At 68.7% G+C, this 19,137-nt stretch carries 17 protein-coding genes; 10 read left to right on the forward strand and 7 right to left on the reverse strand.

Annotated elements, in window-relative coordinates:
- The first annotated feature begins 48 nt into the window (after positions 1–48).
- Both MFF07_RS21060 and MFF07_RS21065 read left to right on the forward strand, forming a co-directional pair.
- The gene (locus tag MFF07_RS21060; protein ID WP_373322407.1) at positions 49–2,133 is read left to right on the forward strand and encodes an ATP-binding protein; all 2,085 of its coding nucleotides are present in this window, start codon (positions 49–51) and stop codon (positions 2,131–2,133) included.
- An 88-nt stretch (positions 2,134–2,221) separates the two neighbouring features.
- Complete coding sequence (locus tag MFF07_RS21065; RefSeq protein ID WP_147816015.1) at positions 2,222–2,560, forward strand: hypothetical protein; 339 nt, start codon at positions 2,222–2,224, stop codon at positions 2,558–2,560.
- A gap of 96 nt (positions 2,561–2,656) precedes the next feature.
- Here the strand turns inward: MFF07_RS21065 and MFF07_RS21070 are convergent, their stop codons facing one another.
- From MFF07_RS21070 to MFF07_RS21080, 3 genes are all read right to left on the reverse strand, one after another.
- Positions 2,657–3,670, reverse strand: a complete 1,014-nt coding sequence (locus MFF07_RS21070) for an adenosine kinase (RefSeq protein WP_147816013.1) — start codon at positions 3,668–3,670, stop codon at positions 2,657–2,659.
- An 85-nt stretch (positions 3,671–3,755) separates the two neighbouring features.
- Entirely contained in the window at positions 3,756–4,283 is a 528-nt protein-coding gene (locus MFF07_RS21075; RefSeq protein WP_306424654.1) for a Uma2 family endonuclease, read from the reverse strand.
- Positions 4,284–4,355: 72 nt separating this feature from the next.
- On the reverse strand, positions 4,356–4,682 hold the full coding sequence (locus tag MFF07_RS21080) for a hypothetical protein (RefSeq protein ID WP_373322408.1): 327 nt from the start codon (positions 4,680–4,682) through the stop codon (positions 4,356–4,358).
- A 109-nt stretch (positions 4,683–4,791) separates the two neighbouring features.
- Between MFF07_RS21080 and ligA the strand changes: the two genes are divergently transcribed.
- Positions 4,792–7,233 carry an NAD-dependent DNA ligase LigA gene (gene ligA, locus MFF07_RS21085; RefSeq protein WP_147816009.1) on the forward strand — a complete coding sequence of 814 codons (2,442 nt, stop codon included), beginning with the start codon at positions 4,792–4,794 and terminating at the stop codon, positions 7,231–7,233.
- Positions 7,234–7,243: 10 nt separating this feature from the next.
- On the opposite strand, the gene MFF07_RS21090 is transcribed toward ligA, so the two are convergent.
- Positions 7,244–7,900, reverse strand: a complete 657-nt coding sequence (locus MFF07_RS21090) for a glutathione S-transferase family protein (RefSeq protein WP_147816007.1) — start codon at positions 7,898–7,900, stop codon at positions 7,244–7,246.
- Positions 7,901–8,278: 378 nt separating this feature from the next.
- Here MFF07_RS21090 and MFF07_RS21095 point away from each other — a divergent pair, with 378 nt between their 5' ends.
- Together MFF07_RS21095 and irr are read left to right on the forward strand one after the other, a co-directional pair.
- Positions 8,279–9,493, forward strand: a complete 1,215-nt coding sequence (locus MFF07_RS21095) for a polyhydroxyalkanoate depolymerase (protein WP_147816005.1) — start codon at positions 8,279–8,281, stop codon at positions 9,491–9,493.
- Between the two features lie 122 nt (positions 9,494–9,615).
- Complete coding sequence (gene irr, locus MFF07_RS21100) at positions 9,616–10,125, forward strand: Fur family transcriptional regulator Irr (protein ID WP_147816041.1); 510 nt, start codon at positions 9,616–9,618, stop codon at positions 10,123–10,125.
- 52 nt (positions 10,126–10,177) lie between these two features.
- Here the strand turns inward: irr and MFF07_RS21105 are convergent, their stop codons facing one another.
- Entirely contained in the window at positions 10,178–10,720 is a 543-nt protein-coding gene (locus MFF07_RS21105) for an SH3 domain-containing protein (protein WP_147816003.1), read from the reverse strand.
- 217 nt (positions 10,721–10,937) lie between these two features.
- Here MFF07_RS21105 and MFF07_RS21110 point away from each other — a divergent pair, with 217 nt between their 5' ends.
- A complete protein-coding gene (locus MFF07_RS21110; RefSeq protein ID WP_147816001.1) occupies positions 10,938–11,942 on the forward strand; it encodes a 2-hydroxyacid dehydrogenase in 1,005 nt (334 codons plus the stop codon).
- Positions 11,943–11,959: 17 nt separating this feature from the next.
- Complete coding sequence (locus tag MFF07_RS21115; RefSeq protein WP_147815999.1) at positions 11,960–12,250, forward strand: hypothetical protein; 291 nt, start codon at positions 11,960–11,962, stop codon at positions 12,248–12,250.
- On the opposite strand, the gene MFF07_RS21120 is transcribed toward MFF07_RS21115, so the two are convergent.
- Positions 12,247–12,963, reverse strand: a complete 717-nt coding sequence (locus MFF07_RS21120) for a sulfate transporter family protein (protein WP_147815998.1) — start codon at positions 12,961–12,963, stop codon at positions 12,247–12,249. The genes MFF07_RS21115 and MFF07_RS21120 overlap by 4 nt on opposite strands.
- Positions 12,964–13,113: 150 nt before the next feature.
- Here MFF07_RS21120 and MFF07_RS21125 point away from each other — a divergent pair, with 150 nt between their 5' ends.
- The 3 genes from MFF07_RS21125 to MFF07_RS21135 all read left to right on the forward strand — a co-directional run bounded on the left by MFF07_RS21125 (position 13,114) and on the right by MFF07_RS21135 (position 17,526).
- A complete protein-coding gene (locus MFF07_RS21125; protein ID WP_147815996.1) occupies positions 13,114–14,061 on the forward strand; it encodes a Kelch repeat-containing protein in 948 nt (315 codons plus the stop codon).
- A gap of 121 nt (positions 14,062–14,182) precedes the next feature.
- A complete protein-coding gene (locus MFF07_RS21130) occupies positions 14,183–15,412 on the forward strand; it encodes an MFS transporter (RefSeq protein WP_238232813.1) in 1,230 nt (409 codons plus the stop codon).
- A gap of 74 nt (positions 15,413–15,486) precedes the next feature.
- Positions 15,487–17,526: a YgiQ family radical SAM protein gene (locus MFF07_RS21135; RefSeq protein ID WP_373322409.1), complete on the forward strand. Its 2,040-nt coding sequence runs from the start codon at positions 15,487–15,489 to the stop codon at positions 17,524–17,526.
- Positions 17,527–17,828: 302 nt separating this feature from the next.
- Here the strand turns inward: MFF07_RS21135 and MFF07_RS21140 are convergent, their stop codons facing one another.
- Positions 17,829–19,013, reverse strand: a complete 1,185-nt coding sequence (locus MFF07_RS21140; RefSeq protein ID WP_238232815.1) for a hypothetical protein — start codon at positions 19,011–19,013, stop codon at positions 17,829–17,831.
- Positions 19,014–19,137 lie beyond the last annotated feature (124 nt).

Genomic DNA, 19,137 nt, shown 5'->3' on the forward strand with positions numbered 1-19,137 from the left:
TGTCACGGTCTTCACCGATGGCCCACGGGTCGATCGTGGAGCGTGTCGATGTCGCTGCAGGGGATCGCGATGCTGGTCTTGGGCCTGACCGTGGTCGGGCTCGCGGTCATGCTCGTCGTCGCGCTCCGCCGCGGCGGGCCCGTCGCGAACGAATCCGACGACGCCGAGGCGATGCAGGACCGGCTCTGGCTGCTCGCCGAGAGCGAGGAGCGCTACCGGGCCTTGGTCGAGGCGACGACGGAATGCATCGTCCAGCGCGACGACCGGGGCCGGATCACCTTTGCCAACGAAGGGTTTGCCGCGATGCTCGGCGCCAGGCCCCTCGACCTGATCGGCTCCGCCGTGCAGCTCCAGATCCTGGAACCGGGCGAGATCGCGCAGCGCGCCGACGGCGTGCGGCAGGTCGAGGAGCGGGTGCTGCCGGTGGATGGGCGGCCTCGCTGGTTCTCCTTCATCGAAATGCCGGTCCAGGGCACCGGCGGCGCACCGCACTGGCTGCGGGCCGGTTGCGACGTCACCGCACGTATCGAGGCGGCGCGCTCCCTCGATGAGGCCAAGAGTCGCGCAGAGAGCGCGAACATCGCCAAATCCCGCTTTCTCGCCACCGTCAGCCACGAGTTCCGCACACCGCTCAACGGCATTCTCGGCATGGCCGATCTCGTGCTGGAAACCGGGCTCGATGCCGAGCAGCGCACCTACGTCGAGGCCGTGCGCACCAGCGGCAAGGCCCTGCTCTCCCTGGTCGACGGCATCCTCGACTTCTCGCGGATCGAGGCCGGACGGCTCGACCTCGCGGCCGAGCCTTTCGACGTCGCCGCGACCGTCGAAGGCGTCATCGAACTCCTGGCGCCTCGCGCGCAGGACAAGGGGCTGGAAATCGCCCTCGACGTCTCCGAGGATTTTCAGGCGCAGCGCATCGGCGATGCCGACCGGGTCCGCCAGATCCTGCTCAACCTCGCCGGCAACGCGATCAAGTTCACCCAGTCCGGCGGCGTCGGCGTCGTGCTGGCGCAGACCGCGGACGCGATCGTCCTGTCGATCGAGGATACCGGCCCCGGAATTCCCGAGGAGCGCATTCCGGCGCTCTTCGAGGAATTCGAGCAAGGTGACGGCAGCGCCAGCCGGCGCCACGAGGGCACCGGCTTGGGCCTCGCCATCACGCAGCGACTCGTCGAGCGCATGAGCGGGCGCATCGAGGTCAGTTCGAAGCCCGGTCGCGGCAGCGTATTCCGGGTGATCCTGCCGTTGCCGCTCGCCAGCGAGGAGACGGCCCAGCGTCCGCCGTCGCTGCGTGCGCGAAAGATCCTGATCGTTGCGGAATCGCCCTTCCAGGCGCCCTACCTCGCCCGGCGCCTGTCCCGCTCGGGCGCTGCCGCCGTCATCGTGCCGAACGTGGAGGCGGCGCTCGATGCGCTCTCAGGCGCCGGCTTCGATGCGCTGATCGCGGATCGCGCGTTGGGCGATGGCGATGTGCGCCGTCTCGCGACCGAGGCGCGGCGCGGCGGTGTGCGCTGCAGCCTGATCCTGCTCTCGCCCTTCGACCGGCGCGAGTTCGGTGCGCCGGGTGCCGCGGGCTTCGACAGCTACCTGATCAAACCGGTGCGCGCCCGCTCGCTGTTCGACCGGCTGCTGGAGCCCGGCGTGGGATCGGCCGCACGGGAAGCGCCGTCCGAGACGAGGCCGCCGCGTCCGGCGATTTCGGCCTCCGTCGACACGCTCGGCACGAACGGGCGCCCCATGCCCGGCCGCGGCCGTCGGGTGCTCCTGGCCGAAGACAACCCGATCAACGCGCTTCTCGCCACCAAGGCGCTCGAACGTCTCGGCGCCACGGTCACGCTGGCCCGGGACGGCATCGACGCCCTGGCGGCGATCGAGGCTGCGCCGACGGCTTTCGACCTCGCTCTGATCGACATCCGCATGCCCGGCCTCGACGGCCTCGAAACCGTCCGCCGCATCCGCGCTCGCGAAGCCGAAGGTGCCCCGGTACCTCGGCAACTCGTAGCGCTGACCGCCAACGCTGCGGGCGAAGACGAACGTGCAGCCCGCGACGCCGGCTTCGATGGCTTCCTGCCCAAGCCCCTCGATCTGAAGGCCTTGCCGGGGTTGTTGGAATGGCGCTCGCAGGCGGCATAAAGCCGACGGGAGCGCGAAAAGTCCTTGCCTGTAGCGGCTTCCACCGGCGATCAGTCGGCCGGGGCGAAGAGCCGGGAGCGCATGTGCCATGATGAGAGTCCCGGTCTGGACGCTCGCCTTTCTGTCGTTTTGCGCGGCAGCCTCGGCTCAAGATAAGCCGCTCGTCATCCCTCAGGTGGAGGGCGCGAAGCAGGGCCGGATCATCGGGCGCGCCATGGTCTGTGGCGTGCCGCAGGAGCGAACCGGCGCATTGATCAAGATCAACCGCGAACGGATGCTGGCAGCCGTCGGATCGGCCTTTACCGAGGACCGCTACCTGCCGGAACTGGACCGGACGATCGCCTTCGAGACCAGCCTGCCGCCACCGTCCGAGGCGGCTTGCGCCAAGGCGATCATGGCGTTCGACGCGTTGGAGCGCGCGCGCTGACCACCAGCCCCGGCCGGGCCAGGGATGCAGCCCGGCCGTCGTCAGGCGGCGTTTCACCCTGAAGCGGATGGCGCAAGGCGCGCCATCTCGTGAGGCTCAGAGAAGATTCTGGGCCTTGGCCAACGCGACGAGGTCCCTTTGCGGGCGGGCGCCGATATGCTCGATCACTTCGGCCGCAGCGAGCGCTCCGAGACGCGCACTCGTGACGTTGTCGAGCCCGCGGGCATGGCCGGCCAGGAAGCCGGCCGCGAACAGGTCGCCCGCGCCCGTCGTGTCGACGACCTCCCGCACGGGTGCCGCCTCGACCGAGCGGACTTCGCCGCCCTTCACCACCAGGGCGCCCTCGGCCGACCGGGTGACGAGACCCAGCAGGTGATGGCCACGGGCGTCGCGCTCGTCGCGCAGGGCCTTGATCGCGGCTTCCCCGTCGTCCGTCTGGTAGAGGCTCTTCAGCTCGCCGAGATTGGCGAACAGGATGTCGATGCTGCCGTCCCGGATCAGGCCGAGAAACTCGTCGCGGTAGCGGCCGACGCAGAAGGCGTCCGAGAGCGTCAGCGCCACGGCATTGCCGGCGCCGTGCGCGATCTTGACCGCCTTGCGGAAGGCTTCCTTGGCCTCCGGCGGATCCCAGAGGTAGCCTTCGAGGTAGATCGTGCGCGCGCTCGCGGCCGTGGCCTCGTCGACGTCGGCCGGCGTGAGGCCCTGGCAGGCGCCGAGATAGGTGTTCATGGTGCGCTCGCCGTCCGGCGTCACCAGGATGAAGCAGCGGGCGGTGGCCGGGCCTTCGGTCGCCGCGGCGACGTCGAAGCGCACGCCGGTCGCCCGGAGATCGTGGGCGAACAGGCCGCCGAGTTCGTCGTCGCGGACCTTGCCGACGAAGCCGGTCTTCGCACCGAGGATCGCGGCACCTGCCGCGGTGTTCGAGCCCGAGCCGCCCGACACGACCGTGGTCTGCCCCATCGCCGCGAAAAGCTCTTCGGCCCGCTTTTCGTCGATGAGCTGCATCGCGCCTTTCGGCACGCCCTGCGCAGCGAGAAACGTCTCGTCGGTGCGCGCGATCAGGTCGACGATGGCGTTGCCGAGGACGAGGAGATCGAGGGATTCGGGCATCTTGTGTCCGGTCTGGTCAGCGATGCCTCGGGCCTGTGGCAGCCGTGCTCGGACGCGTCAACCCGCGGCGGCGCTCTGCTCCCACTCAAGGTTGTCCGAACAGGTCCGCGACGGCGATGGTCAGACCGGGCGGCGTGAGATCGAGAGTGCCGGTCGATAGGATGCGTGCCGCGATGCCGCCCGCGCCGTCGCGGCTGTGATGAATGACCAGCGGTGCACCCGGGTCGACGACGAGGTAGTGCATCACGCTCGGTACGCGGAAATAGCCGGTCAGCTTGCGGTTCGTATCGATCGAGCGCGAGGACGGCGAGACCACCTCGACAACGATCACGGGCGTCACCTCCATCGCGTCGAGGTCGGCACGCTCGCCGCAATAGACGAGCACATCGGGAACGTAGCTGGTCTGCGCATCGACTCTGACGGCGACGCCGTCGATGAGCGCGCGGCAAGGGCGCCGGCCATCCCGGATCGCCGCCCGCAGCGCGTCGAACACGGCCGCCTTGGTCTCGGCATGCCGCACGCGCTCCGGCGACATCGCCACCACCTCGCCGTCGATAAGCTCGTACTTACCGTCGCGACCCGCGGCCCAGGCCAGGAACGCGTCGACCGTCATGCGGGGTTTCGGCTGCACACCCATGATACGGATGGTACCACGCCGTGCCGCCCCGGCGAAGCGGCCGAACCTCTATTGCTGCAGGCTCTTCATCTCGCATTGCGCGTATTCGCCGCTCGCCTTGACGTAGGCGTTGAGCTTCTGGGCGTAGGCCTCGGCCAGCGGCCGGAAGACCTGGGCCTGCGCGTTGTAGGCCTTGATCGCGTCGTTGTAGCTGTAGGCCTCCCAGCCGGGGCAGCCGCCCTTGGCGTCGAGGCAGGCGGGTTTTGGCGGCAGCGAAGGTTTTTCGGGTTTGCCCTCAGCCGGCGGAGGCACGGGGACGGCGCAGGGCGCCGCCAGGGCCGCGGAGGCGCCCGTCAGACCTAGTGTCAGAACCAACCCGATCATACCCTGACGCATTGCCGCGTTCCCTTCCGAAAGCCTCGCGCTCTTGGGCGCGAGACTTGTGGCGGGAATCGGGTCAGGTCGCGTTAACCTGCCGCCGCAAACTCTCGCTTAGAACCTGCCCATGCCCGCTCGCTCCGCCGCAGACATCGACAGCCTCACAGAGGCAGGCGCCAAAGAGCGCCACGCTGCCCTTTCGGCCGAGATCGCCGAGGCCGACCGGCTCTATCACGGCGAGGATGCGCCCGAGATTTCGGACGCGGAGTACGACGCCCTGCGGCGCGAGCTCGAGGCGATCGAGGCGCGCTTTCCCGATCTCGCCGGCACCGGCGAGGCCAGCGTGTCCGTCGGCGCCAAGCCGTCGAGCCGGTTCGAAAAGGTCCGCCACGCCGTTCCGATGCTGTCCCTCGGCAACGCCTTCGCCGACGAGGAGGTGGAAGACTTCGTGGCGCGGGTGCGCCGCTTCCTCAATTGGCCCGATGGCGAGCCGCTCGCCTTCACGGCGGAGCCGAAGATCGACGGTCTGTCGCTGTCGCTGCGCTACGAGAAGGGCCAGCTCGTCACCGCGGCGACGCGCGGTGACGGCGAGGTCGGCGAGAAGGTCACCGCCAACGCGCGCACCGTGGACGACATCCCGGAGATGCTGTCCGGCACGGGCTGGCCCGACGTGCTGGAGGTGCGCGGCGAGGTCTACCTCTCGCACGCGGATTTCGCGGCCATCAACATGCGCCAGGAGGCGGACGGCAAACCGGCCTTCGCCAACCCCCGCAACGCCGCAGCCGGCTCGCTGCGCCAGAAGGACGCCGCGATCACTGCATCCCGGCCGCTGCACTTCTTCGCCTATGCCTGGGGCGAGGTGTCTGAGCCGGTCGCCGAGACCCAGTTCGAGACGCTGGCGCGGTTCCGAGACTGGGGCCTATCGGTGAACCCCCTGACGGTCCGCTGCGAGAGTGCCGCCGAGCTGATCGCCCATTACGAAAAAATCGGGCGGCAGCGGGCGGACCTCGGCTACGACATCGACGGCGTCGTCTACAAGGTCGACGACCTCGCCCTGCAGAAGCGCCTCGGCTTCGTCTCGCGCAGTCCGCGCTGGGCGCTGGCGCACAAGTTCGCGGCGCAGGAGGCGTTCACGACGCTGGAGGCGATCGACATCCAGGTCGGGCGTACGGGGTCGCTCAACCCGCTGGCGCGGCTGAAGCCGGTGACGGTCGGCGGCGTGGTCGTCTCGAACGCGACGCTGCACAACGAGGGCTACGTCCAGGGCGTCGGCGGCGACGGCGAGCCCATTCGCGATGGCCGCGACATCCGTGTCGGCGACACCGTGATCGTGGTGCGCGCGGGCGACGTCATCCCGAAGGTGATGGACGTGGTCCTCGACAAGCGCCCGGCCGACTCGAAGCCTTTCGTGTTCCGCACCACCTGCCCGGCCTGCGGCAGCAAGGCGGTGCGCGAGATGAATCCGCGCACGAAAAAGCTCGACGCCATCCGGCGCTGCACCGGCGGCCTGATCTGCCCGGCGCAAGGCGTCGAGCGGCTCAAGCACTTCGTCTCGCGCAACGGCTTCGATCTGGAAGGGTTCGGGCAGACCTATATCGAGGTGCTGTTCGAGGCGGGTCTCGTGAAGCAGCCCGCCGACCTGTTCCGCCTGGAATTCGAACCGCTGCAGGCTGCGATCGTCGCGCGGCGCGAAGAGTTGTCGGCGCAGCGCCGGGCCGAGGGTGAGCCGGCTCCGAAGAAGCCGACCAAGAAGAAAGGCGAGGAGGAGGACAAGGCGATCACGAATCTCCTCGCCTCGCTCGACGCGCGCCGGACGATCCCGCTCAACCGTTTGCTGTTCGCCCTCGGCATCCGGCATATCGGCGAGTCGACGGCGAAGGCCCTGGCCAAGCGCTTTTCGGACATGCGGACGCTCGAATCGGCGATCGACGCGGCGGCCGGTGCGCAGGCCGGTCCGGATTGGCTCGAACTCTCGGGCATTCCGCGCATCGGGCCGGGCACGCGCGACAAGCTTTTCGCGGAGACCGAGGCGTCGCCGGGCGAGGCGCTGAAAGGGCTTTCGACGGGCGCCCGCCTGCGTGCGCGCCTGACCTCGGCTCAGGGCGAGGCGCTGCTCGCGCACTACGGGAACGCCGAGGCGGCGGACGCGGCGCTCGAACGCGCGGCGGGCCAGAGGCCCGGCGAGGCCTATCATCTCCTCGCCGACGACGGCGAGATCGGGCCGGTGGCGACCGACTCGCTCATTGAGTTCTTTGCCGAGCCGCACAACGCCGAGGCGGTCGCAGCCCTGCTCGACCAAGTGACGACCGAGCCGCTGGCCGCCGCCGCGACGGCGACGGCGTTCGCCGGCAAGACCGTGGTCTTCACCGGCACCCTCGAAAAGATGACCCGGAGCGAGGCCAAGGCCACCGCTGAGCGCCTCGGCGCCAAGGTCTCGGGCTCGGTCTCCGCCAAGACCGATCTCGTCGTGGCCGGACCCGGTGCGGGCTCCAAGCTCAAGGACGCCGAGAAGCACGCCGTCAAGGTGATCTCGGAGGATGACTGGCTGGCGATGCTCGCCGAGGCGTGAGTCGCCGCCGTCAGAACTCCATGTCCAATTCCTCGATCTCGTCGGGCTCCGCGACGGCTTCCTGCGTCCACTCGGCCATCAGGTCCCAGGCCAGGATCGTGTCGCGGTACGTTTCCGCCGTGAACGGCAACGGCACGTCGTAGGTGCGGAAGCGCGTGCAGACCGGGGCGTACATCGCGTCGGCGAGGGTGGGGCGGGCGCCGAACAGGTAGGGGCCGCCGGAGCGCGACAGGCAGTCCTCGACGATCGCCAGGATGCGGTCGATATCGCCTTTGGCACCGTTGAAGATCGGGAAGCCGGGAATCTGCGCACGCAGGTTCATCGGCATCGCCGAGCGCAGGTTGATGAAGCCGCCATGCATCTCGCTCGAAACGGCGCGGCAGCGCGCCCGCTCGGCCGCGGATTCCGGCAGCAGGCCGGCACCGGAACGGATCTCGTTCAGGTACTCGGCGATGGCGAGCACGTCCCAGACGACGATGTCGCCATGCGTCAGCCGCGGCACCAGAAACGAAGGCGACAGGTGCAGGAGTTCGGCGCGGGTCGAGGATTCCTTGCCCGACAGAAGCTCGACGTCGAAATCGAGCCCGGCCATCCGGCACACGAGCCAGCCGCGTAGCGACCAGGACGAGTAGTTCCGGCTGGAAATCGTGAGCGTCGCGTCTGCCATGAGCGTTTTCCCCGTGCCGAAGTCCTTGCCGAGTCGGCATCCAAGACTCGTGCCGCCGCAGCAGTGCCTACGCCGGAGGCTTGGGATAATCCGGAATGGGTCGCCATGGCCTTTCGTCAGCGCTTCGAATGCGTTGTGCGCCATCGACCGGAAATTCGGAAGCCGGTACAATTATTTACGGCGCGCGAGGTGCATGAAGCATTTTTGCTGCACCCGCTGCCAATCCGGGGGAGTTCGTACCTTTTGCCGGTTGCGGAGTTTCGGGCCGGCCTTAAGCCTTACTGTCCCCGCTGCCGCGCTCGTTCGAGCGGCGGCATTCCGGTCCATCGTGGACGCGCCGGAGTTTCCGGCGGGTGCGCGCAAGGAGTTGCGGCCCCGATGATGTACCGTGCGTTCGATGCCCAGACGGACCTTGCCCGGCAGACCCGGGGCTGGGGCCGCCTGCTCAATCAGGCCGCCGCGCCCTGGGCCGGCACGCCGTTCCGCGAACAGGCCAACTGGTGGTCGGCCGGCGCCCGCATGATGATGCGCTCGGGCCTCACCTTCGCCCGGCCCGATTACGGCATCGGCACCGTCACGGTCGGCAACCGTGACGTTCCGGTGGTGGAGGAGGCCGTCACGGCGACGCCCTTCGCCACGCTGCTGCGCTTCCGCAAGGACATCGAGACGCCGCAGCCGAAGGTGCTGGTGCTCGCCCCGCTCTCGGGCCACTTCTCGACGCTGCTGCGCGGCACCGTCCGCACGCTGCTGCCGGACCACGACGTCTACATCACCGACTGGCACAATGCCCGCGACGTGCCGCTCTCTGACGGCGCCTTCGGCTTCGACGACTATGTCGACCACGTCGTGGGCTTTCTGGAGACGATGGGCGAGGGCTCTCACCTTCTCGCCGTCTGCCAGCCCGCCGTTCAGGCCCTGGCGGCGACCGCCGTCATGGCGCACGCGAAAAACCCGGCGCAACCGCGCAGCATGACCCTGATGGCCGGCCCGGTGGATTGCCGCATCAGCCCTACCTCGGTGAACGAACTCGCGACGTCGAAGCCGATCGAATGGTTCGAGAAGAACCTGCTGAGCACGGTGACGGCCCGTCACAAGGGCGCCGGCCGCCGGGTCTATCCGGGCTTCATGCAGGTTTCCGCCTTCATCGCGATGAACGCGCAGCGCCACAGCCAGGCGCATCAGGACCTGTTCTGGCACTATGTCAGGGGCGATTCGGACAAGGCACGCGCGGTCGAGTCGTTCTACGACGAGTATTTCGCCGTCCTCGACCTTCCCGCCGAATTCTACATCGAAACCGTCAAGACGGTTTTTCAGGACTACACGCTGGCCAAGAACGAACTCAGCTATCGCGGCAGCCCCATCGACATGCGCGAGATCCGCCGGACGGCGCTCATGACCGTCGAAGGCGAGCGCGACGACATCTGTGCCGTCGGGCAGACCATGGCCGCGCACGACCTCTGCAGCAGCCTGCCCCCGCACATGCGAAGCCACCATCTGCAGGCCGGCGTCGGCCATTACGGGGTCTTTTCCGGGCGCCGCTGGGAGGGGCAGACCTATCCGCTGGTCCGCAACTTCATCCAGTCGCACGCCTGAATCTCACAGACCTGCGGCGTGCGCCGGTCACCGCCGCGATGGACGGCTTGCCGCAGGCGGTCCGTCCTCATATAGTCCGGCGCTATATATCTAGCGTGAATAGTGAGCTGTCAGTCCCGCCGATGTCCGATTTCGTGCAGCTACAGGCCGCGTTGAACGCGCGTACGTCGTCCGTTCCGAGCGATGCCGGTTTGCCGGGCCGCCGCGGTTGTCCCCTTTCCGATCTGCGCGATCGCCTGCGCCGCGCGGGTCTGCGGCCGACCCGTCAGCGCCTGTCTCTAGGCTGGCTGCTGTTCGGCCGCGGCGACCGGCATTTGACCGCTGAAATGCTCTACGACGAGGCGATGCGGGCCAAGGTCCCGGTCTCGCTGGCGACGGTCTACAACACGCTGCACCAGTTCACGGAAGCCGGCCTGCTGCGCCAGCTCGCGCTCGACGGTTCGAAGGCTTATTTCGACACCAACCCGAGCGAGCACCACCATTTCTTCCTCGAGGAAGAGGGCAAGGTGCTGGATATGCCGGAATGTGGAATCTCGGTCGATTCCCTGCCGGACGCGCCCGAGGGCATGGAAATCGCCGGTGTCGAGGTGATCGTGCGTCTGCGCCGCCGGGCGGTTGCCGGCCGCGCTTGAGCGCAGCCGCTATCGGGTGCTCTGAAGCCGGCGAGGCGATCGCCGGCTTTTTTTATTCGACGGATTCGTTCGGGTAGACGCCCCAGAGCCGTTCCTGGCGGATGTAGCCGTCCACGTCGCCGCGCGTCTGCGGCAGCGCCACGACGATGCGGCACCAGCTTCCGCTGCAATTCTTCACGCTGCCGATGACGCCCGCTTCGAGCTTGGCCTCTTCGCCCGCGCCGGCATCGGCACGGGCCAGCAGCGGCACCGTCGGCGCAGCCTTGTCGCCCGTCGGCGCGGTGACGACGGCGGTGCGGCGGCCGGAGAGCAGCGAGTGCAGCACCCAGCCTTCCGTGCCCTCGGAATCGCGGATGCGGCGCCAAGTCTCGTACTCGGCGATGATCTCGACGGGCAGGCCGGCCCGGCGGAAAACCCAGAGCGTGCGGTGATCCTTCGAGGGCCCCTCGCGCAGGTTGACGCGATCGGTCTTGAGGCTGGCATAGCGGGGCAGCGGCAGCTTCGTCGCCCGGCCGCCATCGTTGGAGACGGCGCTCGCCGGCCCGACCCCGGCCAGCAGGGAGCCCAAGCAAATCCCGAGAATCGCAGCGCGCATCGTCAACCGTCCTCCGCTCGTCGTCCGGAGCCGCGGGGGCCTTGCCCGCATTGTCTTCCGACCTCTCTCTGATAGAGAAACGGGGAAGATGTGCGGCGGGGCGAACCCCGAGGCGCGTCGGCCGATCGCTCCATCTGGCCGTGTCACGGTTAACGGAGCGTAAGCCGAAGCACCCGGGCCGGCCGAACGCGAGGCGGGTACCGTCGCGGGAGGAACGATGTCGTCGTTGAAGCGCAAGCCGCTCGTTGTCGTGACACGGCGCCTGCCCGAGGCGGTCGAGGCGCGCATGCGCGAATTGTTCGACTGCCGGCTGAACCCGGACGACACGCCGCTGGAGCAGGAAGCGCTCGTCGCCGCGTTGCGCGAGGCGGACGTTCTGGTCCCCACCGTGACCGACGAGATCGACGCCGGCCTGCTGGCCCAGGCCGGGCCGAACCTCCGGCTGATCGCGAATTTCGGCAACGGCGTCGACCACATCGATGTCGGCACGGCGCTCGAGCGCGGCATCACGGTGACCAACACGCCGGGCGTGCTGACCGAAGACACCGCCGACATGACGATGGCGCTGATCCTCGCCGTCGCCCGCCGGGTCGCCGAGGGCGCGCGCATCATCCCGGACGACAACTGGAGCACCGGCTGGTCGCCGACCTGGATGCTCGGCCGCCGCATCACCGGCAAGCGCCTCGGCATCGTCGGAATGGGCCGGATCGGCCAGGCGCTGGCCCGCCGCGCCAAGGCGTTCGGCCTGTCGATCCACTATCACAACCGCCGCCGGGTGCCCGCAGCGATCGAAGCCGGCCTCGAGGCGACCTACTGGGAATCCCTCGACCAGATGCTCGCCCGCGTCGACGTGGTCTCGGTGAACTGCCCGCACACGCCCGCGACCTACCACCTGCTCTCGGCCCGCCGCCTCAAGCTCCTCAAGCCCGAGGCCATCGTCGTGAACACCGCCCGCGGCGAGGTGATCGACGAGACTGCGCTCGCCCGTTTGATCGAGGCGGGCGATATCTCGGGCGCCGGCCTCGACGTGTTCGAACAGGAGCCGGCCGTCAGCCCCCGCCTCGTCAAGCTCGCCCGCGCCGGCAAGGTCGTGCTGCTGCCCCATATGGGCTCGGCGACGCACGAGAGCCGCACCGACATGGGAGAGAAGGTCATCATCAACATCAAGACCTTCATGGACGGCCACCGGCCGCCGGACCGCATCCTTCCCAGCATGCTCTGAGCGCGAGAGAGACGGCGATGGCGAGCGATCCCGACCTCGATCCGGCCATCACCCGGCTCGTCGCACTCGCCGAGGCCGCCGCCCTCGCGAAGGGATCGGCGGAGCGCCTCCAGGACGTCAGCCCTGAGGATTGGCAGCGCGTGCTCGACCGGGTCGCAGCTCAGGCGCAGCGGGACGGCGTGCCCCTGCCGGAGGGTTGGAAGCAGATTCTTGTCCGGCACCGCGACCGGGAGCGGTTGCGCTCCGATACGGACGATGTCCGGCTCGCGGAGCAGGGCGAGGTTTTTTCGCGCGAGGACGACGCCTAGCGCAGGCGTCCCGTCGCAGCCGGCGCCTCAAGCAACGTCTTCCGGCTCAGCCCCTTGTGCAGGTGGACCATCAGCGCAATCCCGAACAACGGCACGATCAGGTTCACGATCGGCACAACCATCAGCCCGGCGAGCATGGCGCCGCCCGAAAGCGTCGTCAGGTTGAAATGCCGGCGCATGGCCTGCGCCTCGGCCAGCGGCCGGAAGCGGCTGGCGGCGGCTTCGAAGTATTCCCGGCTGAGCAGGTAGGTGTTGGCGCCGAAGAAGGCGACGAGGTTTACGCCGGGCACGAAGATCAGCACCAGCGCCACGAGATTGACCGCGAGTGCCAGCCCGGCGAAGCGGAGCGCGTAGAGCAGCGCCTGTCCCCAGGGCAGGGGGCGGCCGGGTGGGTCGTTCGGAAAGTCCGTGCGCTCGACGATCGCGGCCGCGTCGTCGAGGAAGAAGCCCGCCACCAGGATCGAGACCGCCGGCATGATGTAGGCGATCGCCACGAACAGGCCGGCGCCGGCCAGGAAGAACGCGATCGTGTCGAGCATCGGGTAGTCGGCCGCGATGTGGTGGCTCGACTGGAACCACTGGATCAGCCGCGTCAGCGCGAACCAGACCAGGATCAGCAGCCCCAGTGTCAGCCCGAGCGACTTCAGCAGGATCGCCCGCATCGGCGGGGAAAAGACCTGGCGCAGGGCCGCGGCGGCGGCTTTGATCAGCATCGCATGTCCGAGTGTGAGACGTCGTCGCGACGGGTTCTCGCCGCAGGGCGGCGTTCGCGCAAGACCATCACAGCGCCATGCCCATCGGGCTCGTTTTCCCGGCCCGCACGTTCACCCGGCGAACCCGCAACCGCGACGAACGGAGCGACCATGCCGAAACCCGCCACCGCCCTGCTGCTCGCCGGCCTCCTGCTCGCGAGCCCCGCCACCGCCCACGAGGTCGGCGCCTGGGCCGGTGCGAGCAGCGCCCCCGCCGAGCGCTCCGAGGTCGCCGTCGCGGCCATCGACGGCAAGGCCTATGTCGTCGGCGACTACAACGGCGCCACCGAACTGCTGATCTACGACCTCGCCAAAGACTCGTGGAGCCGCGGCGCGGCTTTCCCCTATCCCGTCCACCACACCATGGCGGTGGGGCAGGGCGGAAAAGTCTACGTGTTCGGCGGCTACGTGAACGGCTGGGACGCCACCGACAAGGTCTGGGCCTACGACCCGAAGACGGATGCCTGGGAGCCTCGCGCGCCGTTGCCCACGGCCCGCGCCGCCGGCGGTGCGACGCTGCTCGGCGACAAGATCCACGTCGTCAGCGGCAGCGTCTCGGGCCGCAAGAACACCCCCGTCCACGAGATCTACGACCCGGCGAAGGACAGCTGGAGCAAGGCCGCGCCGCTCACCACCCCGCGCGACCATCTCTCGGTCCAGGCCATTGACGGCCGGATCGTCGCGGTTGGTGGAAGGGTCGACGGCAATTCCGGAACCAACCTCACCACGAACCAGGTCTACGACCCGGCCAAGGACGCCTGGACCGACGCGGCGCCTCTGCCGACCGCACGCAGCGGCACCGCCTCGGCGGTGCTCGGCCAGGACGTCTACGTCATCGGCGGCGAGTCGAAGCAGAAGACGTTCGATGACGTCGAGGCTTTCGACCTGCCCAAGAATTTCTGGCGCAGCCTCGCGAAATTGCCGAGCGCCCGGCACGGCTTCGGCGCGGTGACCTATGACGGCCGCATCTACACCATCGTCGGCAGCCCGAAGCCCGGCGGCTTCAAGTCCGGCACGGTCGAGGTGTTCGATCCGAAGGGCGCGGCGGCCGTGCGCTGACGCACCGCGCGTTCGCGCCCTGGCTGCAGCGGGCACAGGTCCGACATGAGCGGCACGGCCCTGCGGGGCCGGGCCTGCGCCGCTAGGTTGTCCTCATGTTGCGACGCAAAATGAATCGGCCATGACGAACACACCCGCCGCCTGCTGCGACGAAGCCGGAGCGCTGCCGGCCGGCCGCGAGGTGCATCCGTCGCTCGTCATCCTGGCGCTCGCCATCGGCGGCTTCGCCATCGGCACGACCGAGTTCGCCTCGATGAGCCTGCTGCCGGAATTCGCACCGGCGCTCGGCATCGACGTGCCCACCGGCGGCCACGTCATCAGCGCCTACGCGCTCGGCGTCGTCGTCGGCGCGCCGATCATCGCGGTGTTGGCGGCGCGGATCGCGCGGCGCACGCTGCTGGTCGGGCTGATGGTGATGTTCGCAGCCGGCAACCTGCTCTCCGCGCTCGCGCCGAGCTACCACACCATGCTGGCCTTCCGGTTCTTCACCGGCCTGCCGCACGGCGCCTATTTCGGCATCGCCATGCTGCTCGCATCCTCGCTTGTGCCGCGCGACAAGCGTGCCGGCGCTTCGGCGAAGGTGCTCACCGGGCTGACCGTCGCGACGGTGGTCGGCGTGCCGTTCGCCAACATCGTCGGCCAGGTCTTCGGCTGGCGCTGGAGCTTTGGCATCGTCGCCGGGCTGGCGCTGCTGACGGCGGCGCTGGTGCGGCTCTATGCGCCGCTCGGCGCACCGATCCCGGGGGCGAGCCCGTTGCGCGAACTCGGCGCGCTCAAGCGCGGCCAAGTCTGGCTGACCCTCGCCATCGGCGCCATCGGCTTCGGCGGGATGTTTTCGGTCTACACCTACCTCGCCTCGACCATGCTGGAGGTGACGAAAACCTCGCCGGCCCTGATCCCGGTGGCGCTGGCCGTCTTCGGCCTTGGACTCACGATCGGCAACCTCGCCTGGGCCTGGATCGCCGACCGCTCCGGCGCCCTGATGGCCTCGGCCGGTGCGACGCTGGTCTGGAGCGCGGTGATGCTGGCGCTCTACCCCGCCGCGACGCAAAACCTCTGGACGCTCCTGCCCGTGGTCTTCCTGATCGGCAGCGGCGGCGGCCTCGCCACCATCCTGCAGACCCGCCTGATGGACGTCGCCGAGGATGCCCAGACACTGGCCGCCGCCCTCAACCACTCCGCCTTCAACGTCGCCAACGCGCTGGGCCCCTGGCTCGCCGGCCTCGCCATCGCCGCCGGATACGGCCTGCCGTCGACGGGGTGGGTCGGCGTGGCGCTGGCGCTTGGGGGGCTTGGGGTGTGGGCGGTCTCGCTGGTGTCGGATCGCAGGCGGGTGCGGGCGGTCGCGTAGCTGGGTGCTGTGGGGGGCATCGGACCCCTCGCTCTTCGTTGAGCTCCCGGCCCCGGGGCGCTATGCAACCACCCATGGACCTCCAAGTTTCCGCGAGTCGCCCCCCGGCTCCCATCGCCTGCACGCTGTCGCGTCCCAGGGAGGCGGCGCCGTTTCTGCCCATGAGCCGCGCCGAGATGGACGCGCTCGGGTGGGATTCCTGCGACGTCGTCCTGGTTACGGGTGACGCCTATGTCGATCATCCGAGCTTCGGCATGGCCATCATCGGCCGGCTGCTCGAAGCGCAGGGGTTCCGGGTCGGCATCATCGCGCAGCCCGACTGGCAATCGGCGGAGCCGTTCAAGGCGCTCGGCCGGCCGGCGCTGTTCTTCGGCGTCACCGGCGGCAACCTCGATTCGATGGTGAACCGCTACACGGCGGACCGTCGCCTGCGAAGCGACGACGCCTACACGGCGGGCGGGGAAGGCGGCGCCCGGCCGGACCGCTGCACCATCGTCTACACGCAGCGCTGCCGCGAGGCCTACAAGGACGTGCCGATCATCCTCGGCGGCATCGAGGCCTCGCTGCGCCGCATCGCCCATTACGATTACTGGTCCGACAAGGTGCGCCGCTCGATCCTGGCGGATGCGAAGGCCGACCTGCTCCTCTACGGCAATGCCGAGCGCGCCGTGGTCGAGGTGGCGAACCGCCTCGCGGCCGGCGCGGCGCCGCACGAGCTCGATTCCGTGCGGGGCGTCGCCCTGTTCCGCCGTGTGCCCGAGCATTACACCGAGCTGCCCGCCGACGATCTCGACTCGGCCGACGAGGCCGCCATGCGCCGCCCCGGCGAAACCGTGATCCGGCTCCCCGCCTACGACGAGGTCAAGGACGACAAGGAGGCCTATGCCCGCGCCTCGCGGGTGCTGCACCGGGAGGCCAACCCCGGCAACGCCCGCCCCCTCGTCCAGCGCCACGGCGACCGCGACCTGTGGCTGAACCCGCCGCCGATCCCGCTCTCCAGCGAGGAGATGGATGCGGTCTACGATCTGCCCTACGCCCGCGCGCCCCATCCCGCCTACGGCGACGCGAAGATCCCCGCCTGGGACATGATCAAGTTCTCGGTGACGATCATGCGCGGCTGCTTTGGCGGCTGCACCTTCTGCTCCATCACCGAGCACGAGGGCCGCGTCATCCAGAACCGCTCGGAAGGCTCGATCCTGCGCGAGATCGAGCTGATCCGCGACAAGACGCCGGGTTTTACGGGCGTGATCTCGGATGTCGGCGGGCCGACGGCGAACATGTATCGGATGGCCTGCAAGGACCCGAAGATCGAGGCGGCGTGCCGCCTGCCCTCCTGCGTGTTTCCGGACATCTGCCCGAACCTGAACACCTCGCACGACGACCTGATCCGCCTCTACCGCAAGGTCCGCGAGGTGAAGGGCGTCAAGAAGGTGATGGTCGCCTCCGGCGTGCGCTACGACCTAGCGGTCCGAAGCCCCGAATACGTCGAGGAGCTCGTGACCCATCACGTCGGCGGCCGTCTCAAGATCGCACCCGAGCACACCGAGCGCGGGCCCCTCGACCTGATGATGAAGCCGGGGATCGGCACCTACGACCGCTTCAAGGAGATGTTCGAGGCCGCCGCCAAGAAAGCCGGCAAGAAATACTACCTGATCCCGTATTTCATCGCGGCGCATCCCGGCACCACCGACGCGGACATGATGAACCTCGCCGTCTGGCTGAAGAAAAACGACTACCGCGCCGATCAGGTCCAGACGTTCCTGCCCTCGCCCATGGCGACGGCCACGACCATGTATCACACCGAGATCAACCCGCTGCAGGGCGTGCGGCGCGGCGGCAGCGAGCCCGTCGACGCGATCAAGGGGATGCGGCAGCGCCGGCTGCACAAGGCGTTCCTGCGCTACCACGATCCCGAGAACTGGCCCCTGCTGCGCGAGGCGCTGCGGGCGATGGGCCGCGCCGATCTCATCGGGCCGAGGCCGGACCAGCTCATTCCGCTCGCGCAGCCGCCGGGAACGGGCTTGGGTGCGGGAAAGGGGCAAGGCCGCCCGCGGCCCATGCGCCACCCCGGCGCGCCGCGTTTCACCACGAAGGGCGTGCCGCTGGGGAAGTGACGGGGCTCGCGCGCCCGGTAATCGGATGTTTCGAGGGTGGCTTACGGGGGGGCTACGGCCCCACGCGGACAAACCGAAAGCCATCTGACCCGGTCGTAGAGCGCACTGGCAGGTCCGAACCCGAGCTGGTCGTAAACGTCAATGCGAGCGCTGCCCGAAAGCCGCCATCTGTCGGCCGTCCATCGAGTTCGGCTCGGGGTGGGTTGCGGATATTACCTCTACGCCCAAAAGCTGACGTTGGGCCGCAGTAACGCGATCCGTACCGATGCTGTTGTCCGATTGATCGTCATGCCCGCTGCCCCTTAGAAACGTCGATGCAGATAGAGGTACTCGTCTTTCTCGAATACGCTGAAGGCGTAGTCGAAACCCAGAAGGCGGCCGCTCGCCTCGATGCCGTTGATGCGCATCGTCGGGCGCCTGTCCCGATGTTCCAATTGCCAATCGGCGTCGAAGCAGTAGGCGAAGCCCTGCGTCTCGGGAGCGACCTCCAGATCTACGTAGGTCGTCGCGCTGCGCTCCAGTCCTGGTCGCAACCAGGGCAGGCCCGCCTCCCAGCGCAGCAGAAACAGCGAACCCTGGACGTCCCTGATGGAGTACGGGATTGTGCCGCCGCCCGAGCGCCGGTAGAGCCCGTTGCCCGGTGTTTCCTGTTTTCGGTAGTGCGACAGGAGTTGACCCTCGAAGACGCGGTTGGCAGCGGGCTTGCTGGCGTAGAGCACGTCCGAGACGGCGCGCCAGTCGTCTGCAGCCGGCACCCAATAGAGCAGCTCGTCCGCCGGGCGGAAGCGCGCGAGCGCCGGGCGCAACGTTTCCGGGATCTGCAACCGCAGGACGCCGTAGCAGTTGCTCGGCGAGCCGAAGAGCCGGGCGTACCGGGCCGGGTCGGCGAGCAGGTCTGGGGTCGCCTTCAGCCCGTCCGGATTGTCGCCTGTCAGTGAGCCCGCCGCCCATCGCGGGATAAGGTTCTCCGGCGCGCTCGCCATCCAGCGCTCGAAGTCCGCGGGCGTGGCCGGCTCCACCTCTGCACCGGAGAACGTGAGTTGGGCGCGTGGATTGGCGTAGGCGTCGTCAGAAGCGTAGAGGATGCCGAACGACAGATCGTCCGCATGCTCGTACCAGATGACGTACGGGAGGAAATCCTTCGGCACGTCGCCATTCGCTGTGGTTCCGCCATTGCAGAGGCCGGGCGTGCGGATTTCCAAGGCGTGGCCGGCGGAGATGGAGAAGGCGTAGCGATAGGGAAAACGCCCGACGTCGAGCGAACTGCCTCCATCGCGGTAGCGGGTGACGCGTGCGCCGCAGCCGACGACGATGTCGGCCTCGACCGGCTCGCCGGCGTGACGGAGGTGCACGCGCAGCCGGAAGAAGCTGGCTTGGTCGTGCACGTCGCGGGTGAAGAAGAGTTTGCGTCCGAGGATCGAGTTGGCGACGACGCCGACCAGCACGGCGATTACCACGAGCAGCAGCGCGAGCCGGATCTTCCTCATTCCGCCCATCATGGCCCAACGGTGAACGTCCGAAAACCATCTGTTCCGGCCGTAGGAAGATGCCTCACTGTGCAGCCTGCAAGCGGACGTTTCCGGCTTCCCCGAAGGGTCCAGGCCGTGTCAA

The sequence above is a fragment of the Methylobacterium thuringiense genome (assembly GCF_022179645.1).
GTDB lineage: Bacteria > Pseudomonadota > Alphaproteobacteria > Rhizobiales > Beijerinckiaceae > Methylobacterium > Methylobacterium thuringiense.

Bases quoted from the DNA above. Each gene is read 5' to 3' on its own strand.
- MFF07_RS21060 (WP_373322407.1), top strand. From the start codon at position 49: ATGTCGCTGCAGGGGATCGCGATGCTGGTCTTGGGCCTGACCGTGGTC.
- MFF07_RS21065 (WP_147816015.1), top strand. From the start codon at position 2,222: ATGATGAGAGTCCCGGTCTGGACGCTCGCCTTTCTGTCGTTTTGCGCG.
- MFF07_RS21070 (WP_147816013.1), bottom strand. From the start codon at position 3,670: ATGCCCGAATCCCTCGATCTCCTCGTCCTCGGCAACGCCATCGTCGAC.
- MFF07_RS21075 (WP_306424654.1), bottom strand. From the start codon at position 4,283: ATGACGGTCGACGCGTTCCTGGCCTGGGCCGCGGGTCGCGACGGTAAG.
- MFF07_RS21080 (WP_373322408.1), bottom strand. From the start codon at position 4,682: ATGCGTCAGGGTATGATCGGGTTGGTTCTGACACTAGGTCTGACGGGC.
- ligA (WP_147816009.1), top strand. From the start codon at position 4,792: ATGCCCGCTCGCTCCGCCGCAGACATCGACAGCCTCACAGAGGCAGGC.
- MFF07_RS21090 (WP_147816007.1), bottom strand. From the start codon at position 7,900: ATGGCAGACGCGACGCTCACGATTTCCAGCCGGAACTACTCGTCCTGG.
- MFF07_RS21095 (WP_147816005.1), top strand. From the start codon at position 8,279: ATGATGTACCGTGCGTTCGATGCCCAGACGGACCTTGCCCGGCAGACC.
- irr (WP_147816041.1), top strand. From the start codon at position 9,616: ATGTCCGATTTCGTGCAGCTACAGGCCGCGTTGAACGCGCGTACGTCG.
- MFF07_RS21105 (WP_147816003.1), bottom strand. From the start codon at position 10,720: ATGCGCGCTGCGATTCTCGGGATTTGCTTGGGCTCCCTGCTGGCCGGG.
- MFF07_RS21110 (WP_147816001.1), top strand. From the start codon at position 10,938: ATGTCGTCGTTGAAGCGCAAGCCGCTCGTTGTCGTGACACGGCGCCTG.
- MFF07_RS21115 (WP_147815999.1), top strand. From the start codon at position 11,960: ATGGCGAGCGATCCCGACCTCGATCCGGCCATCACCCGGCTCGTCGCA.
- MFF07_RS21120 (WP_147815998.1), bottom strand. From the start codon at position 12,963: ATGCTGATCAAAGCCGCCGCCGCGGCCCTGCGCCAGGTCTTTTCCCCG.
- MFF07_RS21125 (WP_147815996.1), top strand. From the start codon at position 13,114: ATGCCGAAACCCGCCACCGCCCTGCTGCTCGCCGGCCTCCTGCTCGCG.
- MFF07_RS21130 (WP_238232813.1), top strand. From the start codon at position 14,183: ATGACGAACACACCCGCCGCCTGCTGCGACGAAGCCGGAGCGCTGCCG.
- MFF07_RS21135 (WP_373322409.1), top strand. From the start codon at position 15,487: ATGGACCTCCAAGTTTCCGCGAGTCGCCCCCCGGCTCCCATCGCCTGC.
- MFF07_RS21140 (WP_238232815.1), bottom strand. From the start codon at position 19,013: ATGAGGAAGATCCGGCTCGCGCTGCTGCTCGTGGTAATCGCCGTGCTG.